This is a genomic window from Arthrobacter sp. EM1 (assembly GCF_029964055.1).
Classification (GTDB): Bacteria; Actinomycetota; Actinomycetes; order Actinomycetales; family Micrococcaceae; genus Arthrobacter.
On record NZ_CP124836.1, the window covers coordinates 746,454 to 768,054 of the forward strand.

General features: G+C 64.5%; 18 protein-coding genes. 8 read left to right on the forward strand and 10 right to left on the reverse strand.

Translation table 11 applies throughout. The features are described 5' to 3' along the window. The first annotated feature begins 226 nt into the window (after window positions 1-226). The gene (locus QI450_RS03335; protein WP_226776250.1) at window positions 227-1,534 is read left to right on the forward strand and encodes an O-antigen ligase family protein; all 1,308 of its coding nucleotides are present in this window, start codon (window positions 227-229) and stop codon (window positions 1,532-1,534) included. Window positions 1,535-1,985: 451 nt separating this feature from the next. Here QI450_RS03335 and QI450_RS03340 read toward each other — a convergent pair whose 3' ends face one another. Further along, on the reverse strand, window positions 1,986-3,092 hold the full coding sequence (locus tag QI450_RS03340; RefSeq protein ID WP_282468101.1) for an IS110 family transposase: 1,107 nt from the start codon (window positions 3,090-3,092) through the stop codon (window positions 1,986-1,988). Between the two features lie 418 nt (window positions 3,093-3,510). Here QI450_RS03340 and QI450_RS03345 point away from each other — a divergent pair, with 418 nt between their 5' ends. Beyond that, complete coding sequence (locus QI450_RS03345; RefSeq protein ID WP_226773665.1) at window positions 3,511-4,560, forward strand: IS110 family transposase; 1,050 nt, start codon at window positions 3,511-3,513, stop codon at window positions 4,558-4,560. 22 nt (window positions 4,561-4,582) lie between these two features. Here QI450_RS03345 and QI450_RS03350 read toward each other — a convergent pair whose 3' ends face one another. Genes QI450_RS03350 through QI450_RS03365 form a run of 4 tightly spaced genes read right to left on the reverse strand, consistent with a single transcriptional unit; the run spans window position 4,583 to window position 9,527 of the window. Continuing rightward, window positions 4,583-5,464: a glycosyltransferase family A protein gene (locus QI450_RS03350; protein WP_226773664.1), complete on the reverse strand. Its 882-nt coding sequence runs from the start codon at window positions 5,462-5,464 to the stop codon at window positions 4,583-4,585. Beyond that, window positions 5,415-7,400, reverse strand: a complete 1,986-nt coding sequence (locus QI450_RS03355; RefSeq protein WP_226773663.1) for a WecB/TagA/CpsF family glycosyltransferase — start codon at window positions 7,398-7,400, stop codon at window positions 5,415-5,417. Before QI450_RS03355 ends, QI450_RS03350 begins: the two co-directional genes overlap by 50 nt. After that, window positions 7,397-8,290 (reverse strand): glycosyltransferase family 2 protein, encoded by an 894-nt coding sequence (locus QI450_RS03360; protein WP_226773662.1) that lies wholly within the window; start codon window positions 8,288-8,290, stop codon window positions 7,397-7,399. The genes QI450_RS03355 and QI450_RS03360 overlap by 4 nt, the downstream gene beginning before the upstream one ends. Window positions 8,291-8,294: 4 nt before the next feature. Further along, window positions 8,295-9,527, reverse strand: a complete 1,233-nt coding sequence (locus QI450_RS03365) for an oligosaccharide flippase family protein (protein ID WP_226773661.1) — start codon at window positions 9,525-9,527, stop codon at window positions 8,295-8,297. 292 nt (window positions 9,528-9,819) lie between these two features. Here QI450_RS03365 and QI450_RS03370 point away from each other — a divergent pair, with 292 nt between their 5' ends. The 6 genes from QI450_RS03370 (at window position 9,820) to sufU (ending at window position 17,008) form a co-directional block, all read left to right on the forward strand. Then, window positions 9,820-11,916, forward strand: coding sequence for a malectin domain-containing carbohydrate-binding protein (locus QI450_RS03370; RefSeq protein ID WP_226773660.1), 2,097 nt, complete (start codon window positions 9,820-9,822; stop codon window positions 11,914-11,916). 53 nt (window positions 11,917-11,969) lie between these two features. Continuing rightward, window positions 11,970-12,950, forward strand: coding sequence for a UTP--glucose-1-phosphate uridylyltransferase (locus QI450_RS03375; RefSeq protein ID WP_226773669.1), 981 nt, complete (start codon window positions 11,970-11,972; stop codon window positions 12,948-12,950). Beyond that, a complete protein-coding gene (locus QI450_RS03380; RefSeq protein ID WP_226773659.1) occupies window positions 12,943-13,773 on the forward strand; it encodes an SGNH/GDSL hydrolase family protein in 831 nt (276 codons plus the stop codon). Before QI450_RS03375 ends, QI450_RS03380 begins: the two co-directional genes overlap by 8 nt. A 383-nt stretch (window positions 13,774-14,156) precedes the next feature. Beyond that, window positions 14,157-15,065 carry a hypothetical protein gene (locus QI450_RS03385; RefSeq protein WP_226773658.1) on the forward strand — a complete coding sequence of 303 codons (909 nt, stop codon included), beginning with the start codon at window positions 14,157-14,159 and terminating at the stop codon, window positions 15,063-15,065. Between the two features lie 176 nt (window positions 15,066-15,241). After that, window positions 15,242-16,540, forward strand: a complete 1,299-nt coding sequence (locus QI450_RS03390; protein WP_226773657.1) for a SufS family cysteine desulfurase — start codon at window positions 15,242-15,244, stop codon at window positions 16,538-16,540. Window positions 16,541-16,552: 12 nt separating this feature from the next. Continuing rightward, window positions 16,553-17,008, forward strand: a complete 456-nt coding sequence (gene sufU / locus QI450_RS03395) for a Fe-S cluster assembly sulfur transfer protein SufU (protein WP_226773656.1) — start codon at window positions 16,553-16,555, stop codon at window positions 17,006-17,008. Window positions 17,009-17,013: 5 nt separating this feature from the next. Here sufU and QI450_RS03400 read toward each other — a convergent pair whose 3' ends face one another. From QI450_RS03400 to QI450_RS03420, 5 genes are all read right to left on the reverse strand, one after another. Then, on the reverse strand, window positions 17,014-18,327 hold the full coding sequence (locus QI450_RS03400; protein ID WP_226773655.1) for a UDP-glucose/GDP-mannose dehydrogenase family protein: 1,314 nt from the start codon (window positions 18,325-18,327) through the stop codon (window positions 17,014-17,016). Window positions 18,328-18,503: 176 nt separating this feature from the next. Further along, window positions 18,504-18,983, reverse strand: a complete 480-nt coding sequence (locus QI450_RS03405; RefSeq protein ID WP_226773654.1) for a VanZ family protein — start codon at window positions 18,981-18,983, stop codon at window positions 18,504-18,506. 165 nt (window positions 18,984-19,148) lie between these two features. Then, window positions 19,149-19,370, reverse strand: a complete 222-nt coding sequence (locus tag QI450_RS03410) for a hypothetical protein (protein WP_226773653.1) — start codon at window positions 19,368-19,370, stop codon at window positions 19,149-19,151. Between the two features lie 3 nt (window positions 19,371-19,373). After that, a complete protein-coding gene (locus QI450_RS03415; RefSeq protein WP_226773652.1) occupies window positions 19,374-19,871 on the reverse strand; it encodes a DUF2505 domain-containing protein in 498 nt (165 codons plus the stop codon). A 48-nt stretch (window positions 19,872-19,919) separates the two neighbouring features. Then, complete coding sequence (locus QI450_RS03420; RefSeq protein ID WP_226773651.1) at window positions 19,920-21,455, reverse strand: SDR family oxidoreductase; 1,536 nt, start codon at window positions 21,453-21,455, stop codon at window positions 19,920-19,922. Window positions 21,456-21,601 lie beyond the last annotated feature (146 nt).

Here is a 21,601-nt window from a genome sequence, read left to right on the forward strand (position 1 = left end):
AACCTATCCGCAGGCCCAGCGAGGTGGCAATGGAATCCGGACAAAGCAGGGAGTTGGGCCAACAAACAGGTAGTGGTTTTGTCCGCTAACAAGTAGAAACCAGCCGAACTACTCATGGCTGTGCCGGCGGTCCGACGCTAGGGTCTTAACAAGTTCCGTTTCTGCTGCGAATAAGTCGGCCCGGGGGGTAGCGACACCACATGATTCCTATACTCTCGCGGTCGTCGTGCTGACCCGCAGAATCACTGACGTAAGGGGTGCGGCGGCTGTTGCCGCCGCTTTCGCCGCGGTTGTCCTTTTGTCGTGGGCGGCTGTCTGGGACGTGACCGTCCTGGTGATCCCTGCCGGCCTCGCGGCCCTGGTGCTCACCCTGCGATATCCGCAGCCGGTGGCGCTGCTCCTGCTGCTCGTTGGGCCGCTGCTGACATCCACCTTCAAGCTGGGAACGGTGAGCCTGGACAACGTGATGGTGATTGCCGGACTCGGCCTGGTCGCCATCCTTGCCCTCATCCGGCGCCAGCTGCCCTTTAACCGCTGGTCAGTGCTTCCCCTGGTTCTCGCCGCGGCCATCTTCGTGACCGGGAATCTTAACGGGTCACCGAACTGGGAGGCCTGCCTGCGGTTCATTTCGCTGGCTGCCGTGCCTTGGGTGGCGAGCGATTCTCCGCGCAGTTCAGCGGCCAACCTGCGAATCTTCCTGGGAATTATGACCGTCGGTGCCCTCACGGTGTTTTCCCAGCCACTGATTGGGTACCCTCATCCGTTCAAGGACACCGAAAACACCGGTCTTCGGTACGGCGGACTTTTCGGCCATCCCAACTTTGCGGCCTACGCGCTCTCCCTGTCCATCCTCTATGTGCTGTCCCAGAAGCTCAACACCTGGCGGGTCGGATATCTCCTGATGGCCGGCGGAGCCGTGCTCACGACGGGGAGCATCACGGCGACCATGATGCTCTTCGGAGCCGCCGGCATTCTCCTGGCCCGAAACATCAAGCGGCTGATGGCCGGGCTGCTGGTCTTGAGCGTCTTTGTGGCCACCGTTGGCCAGACGCTGCTGAGCAGGCTGGACTTTGTCAGCCAGACGGCGGCCGGGCCGGCTGCGGCCTCCAACTCTGGCGCGTGGCGCTTGGGCCAGTGGCAGCGTGCGTTGCGGCTGCTCGAAGGCAACGAAGCCACCGGCATCGGCTGGGGTGAAATATCGCTGAGGATCGGAAACAATCTTGGCGCGCACAATGCCTACGTGCAGCTGGCCGTCGAGCTGGGCTGGGCGTCCCTTGTGCTCGTGCTGCTCGTTGTTGCGGCCCACCTGATCGTTTCATTCCGAAACCGTATCCAGCTGGTCGCATGGATCTACGTCCTTGCCACCTCCATCAGCGATCCGGTCCTCTTCTATCCCTCGTCGATGACCATCCTGCTGTATATCCTGGCCCAGACGGCGCAGAAGCGGCGCCCGGTGGAGGTCCCCGCCCCGGGAACCGCGCTGCCCTCCGCGCTGCAGGGCTCTGCCGGTGTTGGAGTCCCAGGCAGAAGCTGACGGCACAACAGTGCCGCCGGAGGGCGGGCCGCGGGGAACATGGCGCCGGCTGTGATCACCGGCCCCTGGTGGTCTTCGACGGCCGACCCGGCCGCGTGGAAGCATCCGGGCACCTGCCCAATCCGCCGGGCACCAACCTAATGGCGCAGTACAGCTGATATGTAGGTAGTCCATGTCAAGACGGCAAGGGTGAGCGGTCCAAGATTGGATGTCTTGGACCGCTCTTTTGTGTTCGTTCCCCTGCTTGGTCCGGCGGCCGGCGCGTCGTGGTCGACGGCGCTGTCAGACTGATATTCGCGGGTTGGCTACCGCAGGACGAGGTGTTCGGCTGGAGGGGTGCCGCTGGTCTAGCAATGTCGGGCGTCACCGTAATTTACCGGTTGCCCATAGGTGTATCGCGGGTCTCCTCCACGCTGCCGAGCCTCCGGACGGAGCCGGGAACGGCACACGTCTATTCATCCGTCCATGGCTGCTCCTGTTGGACCGCGGCCGCGAGAGACCAGCACCAGCCAGCCAGTTCCCGTGCGACAGCGACGTTGGCGATGACGCGCCGTTTGTGACGGGCTTCGAACTGGTCCCACTTGCGGTGCAGGCGGTGGTTGCCTTGATGTCCGCGGACCCGGGAGGCCTCATCGGCTGCGTCCCAGCGGGCACGCATGTCACGGCTTGCGTTGGCATATGGACGGCGGTGATGCCAAGCGGCCTCGACGAGCAGGCGGCGGGCATGGGTGTTTCCTGTTTTAGTGATGCCGCCTTGGGACCGTGAAGCACCAGAGGAATGTTCGGAGGGCACCAGGCCCAGATAGGCGCCGATGGTGCTGCCAGTGAAGCGGGTCCAGTCACCGATCTCCACTGCCAGGCCGAAGGCGGTGAGCACCGAGATCCCGCGCAGACACATCAGCGCACGGACCACGGGTGCATAGCGGTCGGTGGCCGCGAGGGCCGTGATCTTCGCATCCAAACGGTTCCTGCGGTCCAAGGTCAGGTCCGCGGCTTCCAGGCTAGCCTCATAGGCGGCCTGCAGGGACGGATCATCGAATCGTTGCCGGTGCAGCCAGGTGTGGTGGGCATCGGTCCAGGCATGACCGCCGGAGTAAACCAGACCGTGGCGCAACAGGAGCTTCGAGATCCGATGCCTGGCCCTCATCAAATCCGTACGGACGTCCTCACGGGCACGCACCAGATCCCGCGCCGCTTCATCCGCACGGCCAGGAACCCGCACGGGCGTGATCTGTCCGAGCAGGGCCAACCGGGCCAGATGCTCGGCATCGCGGGCATCAGTCTTCACCCGGTCCCCGGACGGCCGCTGGAGCTTGGACGGCGCCGCGACCAGGCATTCGACCCCTGCACTGACCAGCAGCCGGGCCAACCCGAATCCGGTGGGGCCTGCCTCATAGACAACGAGAACCGGCCCCGGCAGCCCGGAAACCCACTCGACGATCCCCGCATCGTTCGCGGCAAGGCTCTGCCTCAGGATCTCGCCCGTTTCACGGTCGATCGCGCAACCCTTCACGCTGCGCGCATGGACATCCAAACCGACGTAAGTACGCTTATTCATGGTTGGAACCTCCAAACGTTCAAATGTGGCTCTGCCAGTCCACACCCCCCGCACCCACGTGCGGAAGGACCCGGACCGACAACCCACGAACCTCTTTGAACCCGAGGTTCCAGTCGCTACGTCCGGGGCGCCCCACCACACTTCATATCTCTAATAGGTAGTGACCAGCCCGAGGTTGGTTGGCAGACTGCTTTCCGGGACCGCCGGGCGTGACTCCCTTCATATCTGACCCGCACTGCAGTGTCTTATAGACGACCTGTCCGCCCCTAAGGTCCCGGGAGCAGTCGGCCCACTCCGATGGCTTGATAGAAGGCTGTCCGCTCCGCCCACGATGGTGCTGCGTGACTCGTTAGAGATTTGCCTCAGGGTGATCCACCAGCTGGTTCCGACAGATCCATCAGGACAGGGGAGCAAGCAAATGACCATAGTCGCAGAACAATACACACACGTCGTCGGCGTGGACACACACGCAAGAACCCACACATTCTCAGTTCTCACTTCCACCACAGGCGCGGTGATCGGGACCGACACGTTTCCGGCCAGCGGGGCAGGTATGAGCCGGGCGGTTGAGTGGATCCGCCGCCGCACCGCGACCGGAAACGTCCTGGTCGCTGTCGAGGGGACGAGCTCTTACGGGGCAAGGCTCACGCGCCTGCTCGAGGCGGAGCGCTTCGCCGTCTGCGAGGCCAGGCCGCCCCGGCGGCAGTCCCGTCACGGCCAAGGCAAATCCGACGAGATCGACGCCGTCGCCGCCGCCCGGACCGTCCTGGGAGCGACCACCACAGAGCTGATCAGCCCGCGGGCCGAGGGATTGAGGGAAGCACTCCGGATCCTCCTTGCCGCCAGACGCTCGATGGACACCCAGCGCACGGGCGCGCGCAACGCGCTGACCGCCCTGCTGCGGACCCTCGATCTGGGAATCGACGCACGCTCCCCACTGACCGCTGCCCAAGTCGCGACGGTCCAGGGCTGGCGGGCCAGGCAGTGCGAAGGCGCTGCCGCCACTGTCGCACGGGCCGAGGCGCGGCGGCTTGCGTCCGCCGTCATCGCCCTGGGCACGGAACTGGAGGCCAACCGGCTGGCACTGGCCGAGTATGTCCAGCTCATGGCCCCCGGAGTCCTGGACATCCGCGGGGTGGGCCCAGTGACCGCAGCGATCATCCTCGCCGCATACTCGCACCACGGCCGCGTCCGCTCGGAAGCGGCCTTCGCTGCCCTGGCCGGCGCGAGCCCCATCCCGGCGTCCTCAGGCAACACGCGCCGACACCGGCTCAACCGCTACGGTGACCGGCAGCTCAACCGCGCACTGGACGTCGTCGCCCGGACCAGAAGCCTCACAGACCCCGCCACCCGTGCCTACATCGAGCGACGCACCGCGGAAGGCAGGAGCCCACGGGAAATCCGCCGCTGCCTCAAGCGATTCATCGCCAGGCAGATCTTCCGCCAACTCCAGACACTCATCGCTTGACTTGCCACCATAGAAGGGTCGTCTAGACGTACATTTTCCTGCCTCCGGCAAGCTTTCGCCGGAGCACCGTGAGGAACTGCGCAGGGCTGGAGTTTACCCACATCAGGACGAAATGGTAGGCGGCGAGATGCTGGCGTTGGCCCACGTACCGCTGGGCGAGATGCACTTCCCGTTTAAGGGCACGGAGTTGGCCTGCGTTTAATTGGGAGCTGTGCTTCGAGATGTATTTCTGGATGCCTGCTGCCCGCCTCGCGCTGCGGGAGGACAAATGGTCGTCGCCCTCGGCTGTCTGAATGAACAGTTCCTCATCCACAACCGCGTAGTGCCTCCCGGATTGAAGGTACCGGACGAAAAAATCCAAGTCGTTGAAGACCGGAAGGGAATCATCGAATCCGCCGATGTCCTCGAAGGCCGTCCGGCGGATCACAAAGTTGCTGCCCGTCACTCCCGGGTTCCATGCCAGGCAATCCCGGGCGGTAACCGGGCGTGAGCCCAGCCATGGGCGCCGCGTGCGCTCCGCCCCGATTTCTACTGCGCCGGCGACGGTGACCAGATCAACGTCCCCGAGTTCGAGCCTGGCCACGCACTGCTCCAGGAACCCGGCCTCCCAGCGGTCATCGTCGTCGAGAAACGCCAGGTACTCCGATGAAGCGAGAACTGCCCCGGCGTTGCGTGAGGAGGAGGCGCCGGGCCGTTGTGTGCCGGAGTTATCCACATAGGTGATGTCCGGGTGGCCGGTTTGCTCCCGCGTCAGCTGGCGGGTGTCCGGGGAAGCCACGTCATCGACGACGACGACAACGGCAGGGGTGTGGCGCTGTTCGACGATTGACGCAAGGGCCCGGGCCAGCGCGGCATCACGCCGATGCGTCGGAACGATGCAGGTGACTGAGCCTGTCGACATCATTTGTCCTTTCAAAACCGCCGCCGTCGAGGCGGGGCTGCAGTTGCGAGTAGACGAGTTCCAGCCGCGCGGCAATCGATTCGTTGGAAGTATGGGCGGCACTCCAGATGGCTGCGGCCCGGCTGCGGGCCGACTGCTGCGCCGGGGCGGTGGCCAAAAGGTCTTCGATGGCGTCCTGGAGGGATGAGGCCTGGGGTTCGCAGTAGTACACCGCCGAGGAGGCCCGCACAGAATCAAGTTCGCCGGCGTGGGAGGCCACTACAGGGACACCCAGCCGCAGGGATTCGAGCACGCTCATCGGCAGGACCTCGCGCCGGCTCGGCAGGAGCAGCGCCTCTGCGCCTCGGAGCAAGGACTGAACCTCTGCCCTGGAAACGGTGCCGTGATAGCTTGTCTGCGGAAGCGGCTGCGAGATATCCACATCGGCGGCCGGACCGCAGACGTGCAGCCAGAGATCCGGGTGATTCCTGGCGATGCCGGGCCAGATTTCCGCAATCAGGTCAAAGCCCTTTCGGGTGCCGACCTCGCCGGCGAAAACGAAATGCCGGGTGGCAGGACCAAAGGGCCCCGCCGCATCCAGGGAAGCAGCCGGGGCCGGCCCGCTCGGGTTAAAAACGACCTCGGTGGGGACGTCCGGGACGATGCCCGCCACAAGTTCCTTCTGCTTCGGTCCCAGGCAGATCAGCTGCGAGGCACGCGAGAGAACGGCCTTTGTCAGCCGTGGATATTTTTTGACCGAATCGCCGAAATCGGCGCCATGAAGGGAAACACACGTGGGTATCCCAAGCATCCGGGCCAGAACGATGACGGCACCTTCCCGGACGAGGCTGCCGGACTCGCTGACATGAACATGGAGGAACTGCTGGGAGTGCTTGCCCCGCATCATCGAAAGACCCAGCTTTGCCGTCCTCAGGACGGACCCTGCCTTGGAGCCGGGCGCCCACGTGGCGTAGCTGGTCATGGTGAAGTCGCTCATGCCGAAGGTCAGGTACTCGGCGATGACAGACGCCATACCGCCTTGGGTCGTGACGTCCGGCCCGACGTGGAGGACTACCCGCTTAGGCCGTTCCGCGGTAGTGGGTGCCGGATCCTGGCGGGGCGCGTTCCAGTAGCCCAGAGCGGCGATGGCCAGGACCGCCCGGCGGACGGGTGCCTTGGGCCGGGCACGCAGCGCAAGCCCGTAGGCTGCAGAACGGAGCACGTAGGGCAGGATTCGGGTGTTATCGAGCAGATAGCGGCGCCACAGCCGCCGAGGTTCCTGGACAAGGCGGAAGAGCCATTCCAGCCCCAGGGTTTGGATCGCCGCCGGTGCCCGGCGGACTGTTCCGGCCGCGAAGTCCACGGCCGCCCCGACGCCGAGAAAGCAGCCCTGCAGCTCAGCAAACCGCGCAAGCTGGTGATAAAGCTGCTCCTGCTTGGGGGAACCGAGGCACAACGCAACAATCTTGTCCGGTTCGGCGGCAAGCCGATCCGCCAGGCCGCGCACGTAGTCGTCGTCGGCGAGCTGCGCGGGGGAGGGGGAGTCGAGGAGGAAGAAGCGCAGGCCCGGGCGTGAAAGCGACAGCTGCGCGGCCGCGGCTTCGGCAACACCGTCTTTGCCCCCGATAATGGCGACCGGAACCCCTTCGGTTGCTGCGCGGTCCATGGCTGACATAAAGAGGTCGGATCCGGTCAACCGGGTGGCACCGGAGTGACCCTCGAACCTCGCCATCAGCGGCAAGGGGAACCCGTCGGGGAGGACAAGCGCCGCCCCGTCATAGAGCGACCGGAAAGCCGCGGAGCGCTGCCAGCGCAGGAAGTGGTCCGAATTGGGTGTGACCACAAGCGCCGCCCGGGGGCCGCGGGCGAGATCCACAACGGAATCAGCCGCCTCCTCAAGCGTGACATCGTCGATGCGCAGGCCGTGCAGTACGTAGACCTTCGCTTTGTCTTGCATCATGACGGTCCCCTTTTTGCTGTTAGCTTGCCGAGTTGGTGAGCCAGATGACGGCGCTCCGTGCCGGAGAGGTGCCCGCATCCCGCGTCCAGGAAGGACGAGAGTTCCGCGACAAGACGCGCTCCGCCGGTGCCGTGCGCTCCCTGCACCACAGCATCGAAGAAGTCCGGACCATCCCAGCCAACGAACGCTGCAAGGGCCCGGTGCGAGGACCGGAGGGCCGGATCATCCAGCACCCGGCGCTTCCAGTCGGCCTCTTTTGTTGTCTGGGACTGATGATGGCGGTAGGCGGTGAACGGCACTGCGGTGCGGCGTAGCCGGTAGCCGGACGCCGCCAGACGCATCCAGAGTTCGTAGTCCTCGGCAGGTCCGGCGATGTACCCGGACATGCGGCGCAGTGTCTCGGTGGAGCCGTACATCGCCGAATGTCCCAGCGGGTTTCCGAGCAGGAGGAAATAGGGCATGGCTTCTGCGGTGATGCCGATCGGGATCGCAGGTTTCCAGTTGCCGATTCGCGGGCCGAAGTTCACGACGGAGGTGAACGTCACTTCGTGGTCGCTGCCTAGATGGGTACGCTGTGCCGCGAACCTGAAGGGCATGGCTAGGTCGTCGGCGTCCATCCGGCCGATGTAGGGGGTTCCGGCGCGCCAGAGCAGCGCATTAAGCGTAGCGGCCACCCCAAGGGACTTTTCGTTCCGGAAGACCGTGAGGCGAGAGTCCCTGAAACGGCCGAGGATTTCCGGCGTTCCGTCGGTGCTGCCGTCGTCGGTGACCAGCAACTGACCCTCCCGTGGCAGTGCTGCCAAGGTGGACCTGACGGCGGACTGGATGGTTTTGCTGCCGTTGCGCACCGGCATAAGGACGGACACTGCGGGGCGGCCGTTTCGTTTCACGTCATCACACCGTTCCGGAGGGGGCCAGGCGCGACTGCGACGGGACCGTGATTGGGGTGGCTTTTGCGGTTTGCAGCCGGCCGAAGAGGACCAGGGACTTCGCCGAATAGACAATGGCGACCCCTGCGGCGGCACCGGCGGGGCCCCACAGCAGTGCACCAAGCAGGACACCGCCCAGGTTCAGGACGGCGAAGATGATGCCGTTGGTCGCGACGAATGCCTCAAGGCCCTGGCTTTGCAGCAGTCCTCCCAACGGTGGTGCCAGGGAAAGGAACGGCAGTGCCGCGACGGCAAAAGCAAAGGCCGGGGCGGCTGCGGCAAACTCGGACCCGAATAGCAGTTCAACGATTGCCGGGGACCAGATGATGACGGGAATCAACGGCAAGCTGGCGAGGAGGGCCGCCAAGGACAACTTCTGGCCCAGTTTCTTGGCTTCAGGGAGTCCTTGCCGTGACGCGTGGGGCAGCACAACGGCGACGATGGAGCCGGAGACCAGCATCAGCGGGTTGATCAGCCGGAAGGCCGCGGAATAGAGCCCGGCAGAGGCTACGGAGCTGGCCGCCCCAACGATGGCGGAGTCCAGTGTTCGGGCCTGGGAACTCAGATTGGCCAGGAAGTACGGGATCAGGAACTTGTACATCTCCCGGGCGCTCGCGGCGCGGGCCCGGCCGGCCAGCCGCTGGTGCAGAACACGCAGCACGTGCGCGATTCCCACCACCGAGGCTGTAATCAGTCCGAGGGAATAGGCGGCAATAGTCTCAAAGCCCAGGGCGTAGAGCGAGACGAACAGGCCAAAAGAGGTTACTCGGCGCAGCACCAGCGAGATGACCAAAGGCGCTTTCGCTTTGTCCGCAATCGGAACCGTCAGCCCGACCTCAACGAATTGCTCCAGCGCAAGTGCCACCGGGACCAGGATGAACCATGGATTGAGGCCGGTCGTGGCGGCCACAGCGGTGAGGACCAGTGCCGCGAAGCTTCCGGCGGTAGCGTTTCCGATCAGGTCCATCTTTAGCCCGGTGGCCACCTCGGCGTCGCGGCCCTTGGCGCGTGCCCGGGGAATGTAGGAGGACAGCCCCCAGTCGGCGACGGTAAAAAGGACCGCACCGACGCCGGCAATCACCGCCACAATCCCGAAGTCCCGGACACCGGCCCAACGCGCGAGCAGGATAAACGTCACGGCCTGCATGCCGGTGGCAAAGACCCGTGCCGACAGCAATACCAGGAACTGGGTCTTCATGCATCCTCCCTCAGCCAACGGTGCAGGTTTCCCCCATCAGCTAACAACGCCGGGTTCCCTCCGAACAGCGAGGCAGGGACTGGTCTTTGGCGGCGGCAGCACGTGGCCGGGGCCGATCCCTACTCAGCATTTTCGGGCTTTCTACCTGCACCGCCACAAACGCCTACTTGGGGCCGCCGGGGCACCTACTGGACTTCCGGATCGGCCGCCATTTGCCATTGAAGGCCCCAATCCCGGATGGATAAACTGCGGCCAAGACCGAACCACACCACCACCCTGACAAGGACCAGACATGACCGGAAACGCATTCCAGAAACCGGCAGTGAACTCCTCCCGGTCGCCTTTGCCGGACTATCAGGTGGGCAGGCGGACCGCCGTCCTGATGGGCTTGGCGGCCTTCGGCACCGTCACTGTCGCATCCCAGCTCAAAGCCCAGGCAGCAACACCGGCAGCAATTCGCATCAACTCCGGCGGACCCGCTGTGACCACCGGCGGAGTAGTGTGGTCGGCCGATCAGTACTTCAGCGGAGGCAAGGCGTTCACGAACCCAGCTGTCTCGTCGATTGCCGGCACAACGGATGACGTCCTGTACTTGACCGAGCGCAGCGCCACCAGCAACCTCGGATCCTTTAACTACTCCATACCGGTCCCGGCCGCCGGCAGCTACACCGTCAACCTGTATTTTGCGGAAATCTGGTTCGGAGCTCCGGGGGGCGGCCCCGGCGGTGCCGGGAAACGTGTGTTCAGCGCCAACCTTCAAGGCGGCGCCGTGGAACTGGCCAACTACGACCTGTTTGCGAGCGTGGGGGCCGTGGCGGCCGCCGCAAAGACCTTCACCGTGGACGTCAACAACTTTGTCATTGACATCGCGTTCTCCGCGGCCGCGGACCAGCCCAAAGTCTCCGCCATCGAAGTTGTCTTCCCGACAGGCACCGTCACACCCCCGCCGGCGGGCGGTGCCACCCTGCGGATCAATGCAGGGGGCCCGGCACTGGTCAGCGGTGGAGTGTCCTGGTTGGCGGACCAATACTTCACCGGCGGCAAAGCCTTCACGAATTCAGCGGCCACCGCCATCGCCGGAACCACCGATGACGTTCTGTACACCACGGAGCGCAGCGCCACAGCAGACGGCGGAAGCTTTGGGTACGCCGTCCCGGTCACGGCGGCCGGCGCCTACACGGTCCGCCTGCATTTCGCTGAGATCTGGTTCGGGGCCGCCGGCGGCGGTCCAGGCGGAGCGGGCAAACGAATTTTCAGCGCAAACCTCGAGGGCGGCGCCGTGGAGCTGGCCAATTACGACATCTTCGCCGACGTGGGTGCCGCAAGTGCGGCCGTCAAGGAATTTACGGTCAACGTCACCAACGGAGTCCTTAACCTGGACTTCACGGCCACGGTGAACCAGCCGAAAGTATCGGCAATTGAAATCACCTATCCTGCGGGCGCACCGCTTCCGGTCCCGGCAAACACCCCGTGGCCTGCCAGTTGGGCGGCCGGAAAATCGTCCCCCGTCGCCTGTTTTGAAGCGGCCGGCCTTGCGTTGGGCGGCATAATCTACCGTTTTGGCGGCTTCGATTCGAGCTTCCGGGCCATTAGGTCCTACTCCAGCTTCAACCCGGCCACGAACACGTGGACCACGCTGGGGAGCCTGCCCGCAGGGATGGCCGAGACCCATCTCGGCATCACGGAAGATGGCCGCTACATCTACTTCGGCGGTGGTTTTGCCGGGAACCTGGACACCACCAAGACGCCCACCCAGACGGTGAGCGACCGGGTCTACCGCTACGATCCCTCCACCAATTCCTTTGCCCTGCTTACGCGATTGCCGGCGGGCCGCGGAGCCGGTGCGTTCGCTGCCCTCAACGGCGAGCTGCACTATATCAGCGGTAATCCCGCGGACCGCGTAACGAATGTGGGAGACCACTTTGTCTACAACCTCACGACAACGCGGTGGACTGCTGCGGCGCCGTTGCCCAATCCGAAGGACCATATGAGCTGTGTGGTGCTCGGCGGGAAGATCTACGTTGTGGGAGGCGAACACGGACACGACAAACTGCACCTTCAGCAGGGCGACGGACACGCCTACAACCCGGTAACCAACAGCTGGACGCAGATCTCCAGCCTGCCGATGTCCAAGAGCCACATCGAGGCGGGCACCTTCGTCGCGGACGGCAAGATCATTATGGCCGGCGGCCAAATGGACAACTTCCAACCGACGTCCCAAGTTGTGGCCTACGACCCCGTAGGCAACAACTGGTCGGTCCTGCCCTCGCTGCCGGTCGCACGGCAAGGGGCTATCGTCCAGCGGGTGGGCACAAAGGTCATCCTGGCCGTCGGAGGCGCCCAGACCAACCAGCCACAGACGGGTGTATGGCTCGGAACAGTGCAGTAATCTTCGCGACCATCGCCGATCATCTCATCGGCGGGTGTAAGTCAACTTTGACCATGGGGGGAAACATGATTCGCAAGGCAGTCATTCCGGCGGCAGGGCTGGGGACCCGCTTCCTGCCGGCAACCAAGGCAGTTCCCAAGGAACTGCTGCCGGTGGTGGACAAACCGGCCGTCCAGTACGTCGTCGAAGAGGCGGTAAGGGCCGGACTCGAAGACATCCTGATGATCACAGGCCGGGACAAAGGTGCACTGGAGGATCACTTTGACCGCTCGCCGCAGCTGGAGCGCATCTTGGAATGCAAGGGTGATGTCACGAAACTGGCGGCGGTCCGGCAGGCCTCGGAGCTCGCGGACCTGCACTACCTCCGCCAGGGCGAGCCCCTGGGACTGGGCCACGCGGTGCTTATGGCCGAAAAGCACATTGATAACGAGCCGTTCGCTGTACTGCTCGGAGACGACCTGATCGACGAACGCGAGGACCTCCTGGCGCGCATGATTGAGGCGCAGGCGATCAGCGGAGGATCCGTAGTGGCCCTGATGGAAGTCGACCCGGAGCAGATTTCAGCCTATGGTAGCGCAGCGGTTGACGTTGTGCCGGGCCAGGACTATGTCCGGATCACCGGAATGGTCGAAAAGCCTGAACAGGAATGTGCACCCTCGAATCTCGCCGTGATTGGCCGCTACGTTCTGCACCCGGAGATATTTGCTGAACTGTCACGAACCAAACCGGGACGCGGATGCGAAATCCAACTCACCGATGCCCTGCAATCATTGGCAGTGGCAGGCAGCACAGGCAACGGTGTATTCGGCGTCATCTATAACGGCCGCCGATTCGACACCGGGGATAAATTCAGTTACATCAAAGCGGTGGTCACTATTGCTTTGGAGCGAGATGATTTCGGCCGGGAATTACGCAAATGGATGCAGGAGATCGTCGATATCAGCGAATTTTCCGGACCGTCGTACATGAGCGGTAATTCGCCGTTCTCCAATAGTGGTGTCTTCGCCTCAAAGGAAGCCTCACCCTATGGGTAGGGGTGCCGGGATACTTCGGGTTGCGGGCCTGACGGGTCTGGTGGCCACCACCATTTTGACGACGGTCATGGTCCTCACCCCACCGGTGGCCCCGCCGCCGGCGGCTGACCTGGATCGGGCGGATGCCTACGTAGCCCAGGTCGAGTCACGAATGGCCCAGCGCGCCGAGGCTGCCCTTGATGCAGTGACAGTCAAGGTGGTTTTCCCGCCGGACCGGCCCTTGCGGGTGCTGCTGGTCGGAGATGCGATTACGCTTGGCTCCTCTGCGTCCACGGAGGGGACTCGCTACCGGTCCCTCCTCGCAGCGGGGCTGGAGTCCAAGGGGCCGGTGGAGTTAACAGTGCTTGCGTCGTCCGCGACGGGGGGGACCCTGAAAACCGATGAGCTTGCCGCGAGGCTCCCCGCCAGGAAGGCGTTCGACCTGGTTCTGGTGATGGTCGGGACTAACGAGGCTGCCAAGGCGGACCTCGCTGGATTTACCGCGGCCTACCCGGGACTGATCTCGGCGGTACGCGCCGCTTCCCCAACGGCCGGGTTGCTCTGCCTGGGTTCGTGGGGAGACAAAAAGTCGACAGCGGAATTCGACCGGCTCGCTGAGGATGCCTGCGGCCGCAACCAAGGGCGGTTCCGGCCCCTGAACGGTCTCTTCCAGTCCGAGAAGAACCGCTGGGCTGACAAAAAGCTGCCCGACGGGCGGGCCACGGACAACTTTTTTCCAAGTGATCTTGGTCACGCCGCCATTGCGAAAACCATCCAGGCGGCACTCAGGTTTCCGGACCCCAAGGGCGCTTCCCAATCGATGGCTGACCAGCGGGTCCATTAACGCCCGGGCGGGCCGATCGGGAAAATCCCGCCGGTAAAGTACCTGCCCCGCCGCCGCCGTCGTGCGCAAAATTAAGTGACGCAGATCACCTTCCGATTGGCCGTACGGTCCGGCGCGTGTGTAACGTTCTGATCGTAAACACCCAACAATCAACATGCGGGTAGACGTCGCGGGAACACAAGTTCCTGCGACGTTGTGTTGTCGGCTTGGGGGCGGACGCATTCCGCAAGAGGTCATGAATGTCACACGAAACTTCACACAAGAGTACGAAAAACAACCTGAACGGCGTTCGGTCCGCCGTCTTCTCACGTAGTTCGTTCCTCAAAGGTCTCGCGGCATCTGCCGTAGCCGCCGCAGGTATGGGAGCCACCTCAGGTTCGGCGATGGCAGCCACGGCAGGTGCTCAAGCCGCCGCAACTGCCGGATCACGAAGCGTCTTTCGTCACCCCTTCAGCTCCACGTCATTCTGGAACACCGCACTGGGTTCCGCTGCCGTCTTTGAAAGCCCGTCAGCGGCCAAGACCAGCAGCCTGATGTCCGGCGGCTGCTACATCAACTGCGAGCAGTGGTCCATTCCCGTCGTCAACGCAACAACCAGCGATCCGACAGCGTCCGTGTCAACCAGCCCGACCTGGACGTGGAACTACCGTGTTCCCTCGAACGCCCAGGTAGCCATCGGCACTGACGGCCACTCGGTCATCACGCAGCCCGATGCCGCCACCGCCTACGAGAACTGGACAATGAAGCAGGTCTCCGCTACCGCTTGGAAGTCCGGTTTCCAGGTCAAGACGGACCTCAAGGGCGACGGCGGCACCAACGGGGTCCGGGCAGCAGGAGTCAGCGCACTCGGGGGCCTGATCCGGGCCCACGAGATCCAGGAACTGCGGATTCCGCACGCCTTGGCCATCGCGATTCCGCGTTCCAAGCTCAAGCTGGGTCCGGTCTGGCCGGCCAAACGCCAGGACGGCAACGCCAGCTCAACGTACAGCGGTCCGATCCCGATGGGTACCCTGTTCGGTATTCCCGGAAACGTCAATGTGGCCGCCCTTCCCCTCAGCCCGGAGGGCCGTGCGCTGGCCGAAGCCCTGCAGAACTTTGGGGCCTACGTCGTTGACGCGGCAGGTGGGACCGTGCTTTACGCCGAGCCCGCGGCGGCCGGCGCCGCCTTCAACCGCATGCGCAACGACTTTGCGGCCATCCGGCAGTACCTGCGTGTTGTGTCGAACAATTCGGCCACCGCTGTCGGCGGCGGCGGAACCCCCCGGGTACCGCAGGCTGCCCAGCTGCTCTAGCCAGGATCGCCGGCGCTGATCGTCCGCTGCACGGCCCGGTTCCCGGGACGGGGCAGCGCCGGTCTGTCCATTGTGATCACACGGAAGGGGACTGCCTGTCGGCGGTCCCCTTCCGTGCGATGATGGGCGTTGGCCCACTCGACCCGACCGGAGGAGGCAAGGTGTTACCTGTACCGATGTCACGGACCCAGGCGCGCCGGCTGCCCGCGCTCAACGACGACGAAGTGCTGCGCATCCGCAACGATTTCCCCATCCTCTCCCGCTCCGTTGGCGGGCGTCCGCTGGTGTATCTCGACTCCGGGGCGACATCCCAGAATCCGGTAAGCGTTATCGACGCCGAACGGGAATTCTACGAACAGCGCAACGCCGCAGTCCACCGCGGCGCCCACCAATTGGCCGTCGAAGCGACGGAGTCCTTTGAAGATTCACGGGAAACGCTGGCAGCCTTCGTGGGTGCGGCGGCCGCGGAAATCATCTGGACGGCCAACGCCACCGAAGGGCTGAACCTGCTCAGCTACTCCTTCCTCAACGCCTCCCTGCCGGGTGCGCCCAGCGAGGCGGCCCGGTTCGCGTTGGGCGCCGGTGACGAGATTGTGGTCACGGAAATGGAGCATCACGCGAACCTCATTCCGTGGCAGCAACTTGCCGCACGCACGGGCGCGGTCCTGCGGTTCATTCCGGTTGACGACGCGGGACACCTGGATATGGCCGCCGCAGCCGGAATCATCAATCCTGCTACCCGGCTGCTCGCCTTCAGCCACGCCTCCAACGTCCTTGGCACGATCAACCCGGTCAAAGACCTGGTGGCACTTGCCCGGGCCGCCGGTGCGCTGACTGTCCTGGACGCCTGCCAGTCGGCGCCGCATCTGCCCTTGGACATCAAGGATCTCGACGTCGATTTCGCGGTTTTGTCCGGTCACAAGATGCTCGGGCCAACCGGAATCGGTGTGCTTTACGGCCGGGCAGAACTGCTCAACGCCCTTCCGCCGTTCCTTACCGGCGGCTCCATGATCACTACCGTCTCGATGGAGCGGGCCAGCTTCCTGCCTTCCCCGCAGCGCTTCGAAGCAGGAACGCAGAAGATCTCCCAGGCGATCGCGCTCGCCGCCGCAGCCAACTACCTTACTGAGACCGGGTTGGAGCGCATCCATGCGTGGGAGTCCCTGCTCGGGCAGCGCCTGGTGGAGGGCTTGACCGGCATCCCCGGGGTGCGGGTGCTTGGTCCGGCTCCGGGCGTGGATCGGATAGGCCTCGCGTCCTTCGACGTCGAAGGCGTCCACGCCCACGACGTTGGGCAGTTCCTCGACAGCCGCGGCATCGCGGTGCGGGTGGGCCACCATTGTGCGCAGCCCCTGCACCGCCGTTTGGGCGTAACAGCCACGACCCGGGCCAGTACTTACCTGTACAACACCACCTCGGAAGTGGATTTTTTGCTCGCCGCCGTCAGTGAAGTCCGCGCCTATTTCGGCGCATAAAGGAAGAGTCCCATGAGCCTTGAACAGCTCTACCAACAAATCATTCTCGAGCACGCGAAACTTCGTCACGGCAGCGGCCTCGGCTCGGCTGCGCTCCCGCCGGGGTCAACGTCGGGCCAGTCGCACCAACTCAACCCGGTGTGCGGGGACGAAATCACCGTGCGCCTGGCCCTTTCCCACGGCAAGGTAGAACAACTGCGCTGGGACGGCGCGGGCTGCTCCATTTCCATGGCTTCAGCCTCGGTGCTCACCGATCTTGCCGAAGGGATGGAAATCGAAGCATTCCGGGAGATGATCGGCAGTTTCCGGGACGTGCTCCGCTCGCGCGGAAAGCTCGCCGCTGATCCGGAAATTCTTGGCGACGCGGCGGCCTTTGAAGGAGTCTCCAAATATGCTGCGCGGGTCAAATGCGCGATGCTCTCCTGGGTTGCCGCGGAGGAGTCCCTGGCCCGGGCGCTGCCTGACTGAAGCGCCTAAGGGCGGCCCATTCCGCGGTACGTCCACCCGGCAGCGCGCCATTTGGCAGGGTCCAGGACGTTCCGCCCGTCGAGTATCCGGCGCGAGGCGACCAGTGCGCCGGTCGTGTGCGGGTCCAGGTCCCGGTATTCCTTCCATTCAGTGAGCAGCAGCACTGCGTCGGCATGCTGGAGGGTGGATTCAAGATCAGACTCCATTTGCAGTTCCGGGAACCGCTTGGCGGCATTCGACAACGCCTGGGGATCGGTCACGGTCACCACTGCGCCCTGGAGTTGCAGCTGCGCGGCGGCGCTCAGCGCCGGAGAATCCCGGACATCATCACTCTCCGGCTTGAACGCGGCACCGAGCACTGCGATGCGCTGGCCCATCAGGGTGCCGCCGCAAAGTTCGCGGGTGACTTCCACAACGCGGGTTCGGCGCCGCATGTTGATGGCGTCCACTTCGCGCAGAAACGTCAAGGCCTGGTCCGCCCCGAGTTCGCCGGCCCTGGCCATAAAAGCCCTGATGTCCTTTGGCAGGCAGCCTCCGCCGAAGCCGATGCCGGCGTTCAGGAACTTCCGGCCGATCCGGTCATCCAGGCCGATGGCATCGGCCAGCCGGGTAACATCGGCCCCGGCGGCCTCACACACCTCGGCCATGGCGTTGATAAATGAAATCTTGGTTGCCAGGAACGAGTTGGCGGCCGTCTTGACCAGCTCAGCCGTGGCAAAATCCGTTATCAGCCTCGGTGTTCCGGTGGAGAGCGCCGTCTCGTAGACGTGATCCAGCACCCTGACGGCGGGGTGGTCTTCGTTGCCGTCCTCGACGCCGTAGACGAAGCGGTCCGGGCTCAGGGTATCTGATACGGCGTGGCCCTCACGGAGGAACTCCGGGTTCCACGCGAGATGTGCGTCCTTTTCCGCATCCTTGATGATTTCCGCCAGACGGGCAGCGGTCCCGACCGGGACGGTGGACTTCCCGGCCACCACATCGCCGGGGCTCAGCTGGCCCGCGAGCGAATGTACGGCAGCATCGACGAACTTAAGGTCCGCGGCGTTCTCACCGCGCTTTTGTGGCGTTCCGACGCAGATGAAGTGCACCTCGCAGCCGCGTGCCTCTTGTATATCCGTGGTGAACCGCAAGCGGCCCGACTGGGCAAGATCAACAAGGAGATCATCGAGTACCGGCTCATAAAACGGTGCCTTGCCTGCGGCCAGTGCGGAGATCTTTTTCTCGTCGAGATCGATTCCCACAACATCGTGCCCGAGCTTGGCCATACAGGCGGCATGGACGGCTCCCAGATAGCCGCAGCCGATAACGGAAATTCGCATTTGCAGATCCCTTTCATGGAGCAACGGAATTTACTCAGTTTTCCACAAAATTTGCCATTTCGAGACGTCACAGCCAACATTTCTTGACCTGTTCCCTAGCATTTAGGCGATTGTTGGAAAACCTTGGCTCCACGGTAATTCGCCGGCGTCCGGAAAGGGCGGGTTGCGGCCTCGGGTCAGGGGGCGGAGCGGTCCGGGCGAGCGCTGCCCCGATCGCGCCGCAGGGAAGGCAGACGGCGCGCGCCGGGACCGATTTTGTGCCAGAGCAGGTAGCTAAGGGCGCCGCCAAGGACTCCTCCGGCGGTGTTGGCGATGACATCGGAGAATGTCGGGAACCTGGCGGGCAGGAAGAGGAACTGGCCGAGTTCGATGGCCCCCGAGGTGATCAATGCGGCGGGCGCGGCGACCCACCAGCAACTGCGTCCGAGGATCCATACCAGCAGCACTCCGAGCGGGACAAACAGCAGGATGTTGGCAACGCTCTCGGCAAGGTCGTAGTTGATCCACTGCGGCGCTCCCCAGCTGTGGAGCTTACGCAATACCCGCGCGAGGAGGCCCGCGGCCGGGGCATCGACCGGGGAGGGCCAGAATGCGATCAGGGCCAACACGGCGAGATACGCGAACAGTTCCCGCTTGGCCAGCCGCTTGGATGGCATCGGCAATTCCCTTCGAGACCGAATCGATTCACAAAAAGTATGCCGCGTCCCACTGGGTCGCGTTGGCTGCGACGGTGCGCACAGCAGGTGGAACCTTACTCTAGTCCTGAGCAGGCCGCGGCGGAATGTGCCGCCGTGTATGCCGGACCGGATCGGGCCTTGCGCTCAGCCCAGCAGGCCGGCGATCCCGATGGCCGCCGTCGACGCGCCGAAGAGCAGCGAGATACTGACCAGGGCCACGTGCACGGTCAGGAACCGGGTGGCTTTGCCGTTGCCGTCGTGGGCCCGCGGGTCCTTAAGGACCCGGCGCAGGAAGGGCGGCCAGACCACAAGGGACCAGATGCCGGCGACGAGCAGGACGACGGCGGGAAACCCCGTCAGCGCCATCGGCTAGTGGCTTTCGAGCCAGGCCCGGGCCTGGGTGGACTGGATATTAAGAGCTTTGCCCACCATCGGCTCGGCCGCCTCGGCGATCTTGCCGCCCAGGAACGGGACCGAGGACGTGACTGTTCCGTCCAGCTCGATCCGGGTGCCGCCGCCGTCGGCGACGAGCCGCTGGACGGCCTTAACGTCCAACGGCGCGCCGGAGACTTTCAAGGTGATGTTGCTCAACCGGGACCCATCGGCCGCGGGGGCGTCCCAGGCCTCCAGCTGCGTCACCTTCAAGGTTTCGCCAACGAACTTCCGGGCAATATCCGGCATCCGGGTGGTCGGGATGGTCCGGACCGTAGTGGTGCTGAAGGCGCCGGCGGTGTCACCGTCCACGGTGAACGACTCAAGGGTGCCGCCGACAAGTTCACTTGTGTGGCGCAGGAAGTCCTGGTTCACGAACACAGCTGTGACGCTCTCGACGCTGTGCGGAAGGGTAGTGGATGCGCTCAATGCCATTGGGGGTCCTCCATTGGGGTGGAACTCGTCGTTTGGGCTCCAAACATCCTACGCGGTGTGACTTGCCGGCTTCGATTCCTCATCCTGGAGAGCCTTTGCCGCGGCCGTGATGTTTCGCGACATGGCAGGAAAGATCAGGCTGTGGAACGGCAGTACCGCGAGCCAGTACAGCCGCCCGCTGAGACCTTTCGGGAAGAAGATCGCCCGCTGCCGGTAACGGCTCCCGGTTCCCTCCTGCTCCACCGAGAGCTCCAGCCAGGCACGTCCCGGGACTTTCATTTCCGCCCGGAGCCGCAGGAGGCTGCCGCGTTCAACCCGCTCGGCCCGCCACCAGTCAACCGCTTCGCCTTCGGCCAGCAGGTGGGGGTGCCGGCGCCCGCGGCTGAGCCCGGCGCCGCCGGTGACGCTGTCGATCCAGCCCCGGACACTCCAGGCCAAGGGCATGGAGTACCAGCCGTTTTTACCGCCGATGCCCTCGATGATGGTCCAGACATGCTGTGGGGCCACGTCGCTGCTGAAGGTGCGGTCATCAAGGTACACACGGTGGCCGGCCCAATCAGGGTCACTGGGCAGCGGGTCCGCGTCGGCCCCGGCGTTGGACCACACGGTGGTCACCTGGCCGTCGCGCTCCCGTCCCAACGCCAGCGACACGGCTGAGCGGAAGTCGGTTAGTCCGCCGTCGGGCTGCGGGATGACGGCGTCGATGTCGTGTTCCCGGGAGACTGCGTCGTGTTGCAGCGATTCCACCAGCGGCAGCGACATCGACAACGGAATGGGTGTGGTCAACGCTACCCACATGCCGGCGAGCTTGGGCGCGGGAACCGGCAACGCCAGGACAAACCGCTTGGGCAGACCGGCTTCGGCGGCGTATTCCTGCATCATGCCCGCGTAGCTGAGGACCTGCCGGCAACCGATGTCGAAGGTCCGGTTGACCGGGCCCTTGAGCGAAGCCGCCCCGAGCAGGTAGTGCAGCACGTCGCGTACGGCGATCGCTTCGATTTTGTTGCGCACCCAGCTCGGGGCGGGCATCACCGGAAGCGCCTCGGACAGGTGGCGGATCATCTCGAAGGACGCCGAACCGGAGCCGATCACAACGCCTGCCTGAAAAACGACGGCGTCAACCGGACTGTCGAGGAAAACCTGGCCTACCGCCTCGCGGGACCTCATGTGGGTGGACAGCTCGACGTCGGAAGGGTGCAGGCCGCCGAGGTAGACGATCCGGTCCACGCCGGCCTCGACCGCGGCCTGCGCAGCGGTCCGGGCCATCGCTTTTTCTTTGGCTTCGAAACCCGCACCGCCGGCCATTGAGTGCACGAGGTAATAGAACACGTCGACGCCCTCCAGCGCAGCGCGCAGCGCAGCGCCGTCGTCAAGACTGCTTTGGATGACCTCGACGTCGGCCAGCCACGGCACGCCGGCGATTTTGGCCGGGGTCCGGACCAGGACCTTCACCCTGTGACCGGCTTCCAGCAGCCGGGGGACCAGCCGGCCGCCGATATAGCCGGTCGCACCGGTGACCAGCACCGTCTTCGCAGCGGTGATTGGCGCGGGTGTCTTCTGCTGGTTTTCGGGCATGCCGGTCATGCTGACTCCTTCTCGTCACTAAGCCATTCGGAGCGCCAGGCCGTTTGGACGGCCCGGTATTCAGCCAGCCTAGTCCGGGAGCCGGCACCGCTCTGTCCGGGCTGCCGCGACGGCTCGGTGCGGCGTGGTGTCCGGGCTGCGCGGTA

What these genes read in the sequence shown, in the direction of transcription:
- QI450_RS03390 (WP_226773657.1), top strand. Translation starts at nt 15,242, where the DNA reads ATGTCACGGACCCAGGCGCGCCGGCTGCCCGCGCTCAACGACGACGAA.
- QI450_RS03355 (WP_226773663.1), bottom strand. Translation starts at nt 7,400, where the DNA reads ATGATGCAAGACAAAGCGAAGGTCTACGTACTGCACGGCCTGCGCATC.
- QI450_RS03400 (WP_226773655.1), bottom strand. Translation starts at nt 18,327, where the DNA reads ATGCGAATTTCCGTTATCGGCTGCGGCTATCTGGGAGCCGTCCATGCC.
- QI450_RS03405 (WP_226773654.1), bottom strand. Translation starts at nt 18,983, where the DNA reads ATGCCATCCAAGCGGCTGGCCAAGCGGGAACTGTTCGCGTATCTCGCC.
- QI450_RS03420 (WP_226773651.1), bottom strand. Translation starts at nt 21,455, where the DNA reads ATGACCGGCATGCCCGAAAACCAGCAGAAGACACCCGCGCCAATCACC.
- QI450_RS03345 (WP_226773665.1), top strand. Translation starts at nt 3,511, where the DNA reads ATGACCATAGTCGCAGAACAATACACACACGTCGTCGGCGTGGACACA.
- QI450_RS03375 (WP_226773669.1), top strand. Translation starts at nt 11,970, where the DNA reads ATGGGGGGAAACATGATTCGCAAGGCAGTCATTCCGGCGGCAGGGCTG.
- QI450_RS03340 (WP_282468101.1), bottom strand. Translation starts at nt 3,092, where the DNA reads ATGAATAAGCGTACTTACGTCGGTTTGGATGTCCATGCGCGCAGCGTG.
- QI450_RS03415 (WP_226773652.1), bottom strand. Translation starts at nt 19,871, where the DNA reads ATGGCATTGAGCGCATCCACTACCCTTCCGCACAGCGTCGAGAGCGTC.
- QI450_RS03410 (WP_226773653.1), bottom strand. Translation starts at nt 19,370, where the DNA reads ATGGCGCTGACGGGGTTTCCCGCCGTCGTCCTGCTCGTCGCCGGCATC.
- QI450_RS03380 (WP_226773659.1), top strand. Translation starts at nt 12,943, where the DNA reads ATGGGTAGGGGTGCCGGGATACTTCGGGTTGCGGGCCTGACGGGTCTG.
- QI450_RS03350 (WP_226773664.1), bottom strand. Translation starts at nt 5,464, where the DNA reads ATGATGTCGACAGGCTCAGTCACCTGCATCGTTCCGACGCATCGGCGT.
- sufU (WP_226773656.1), top strand. Translation starts at nt 16,553, where the DNA reads ATGAGCCTTGAACAGCTCTACCAACAAATCATTCTCGAGCACGCGAAA.
- QI450_RS03365 (WP_226773661.1), bottom strand. Translation starts at nt 9,527, where the DNA reads ATGAAGACCCAGTTCCTGGTATTGCTGTCGGCACGGGTCTTTGCCACC.
- QI450_RS03370 (WP_226773660.1), top strand. Translation starts at nt 9,820, where the DNA reads ATGACCGGAAACGCATTCCAGAAACCGGCAGTGAACTCCTCCCGGTCG.
- QI450_RS03385 (WP_226773658.1), top strand. Translation starts at nt 14,157, where the DNA reads ATGGCAGCCACGGCAGGTGCTCAAGCCGCCGCAACTGCCGGATCACGA.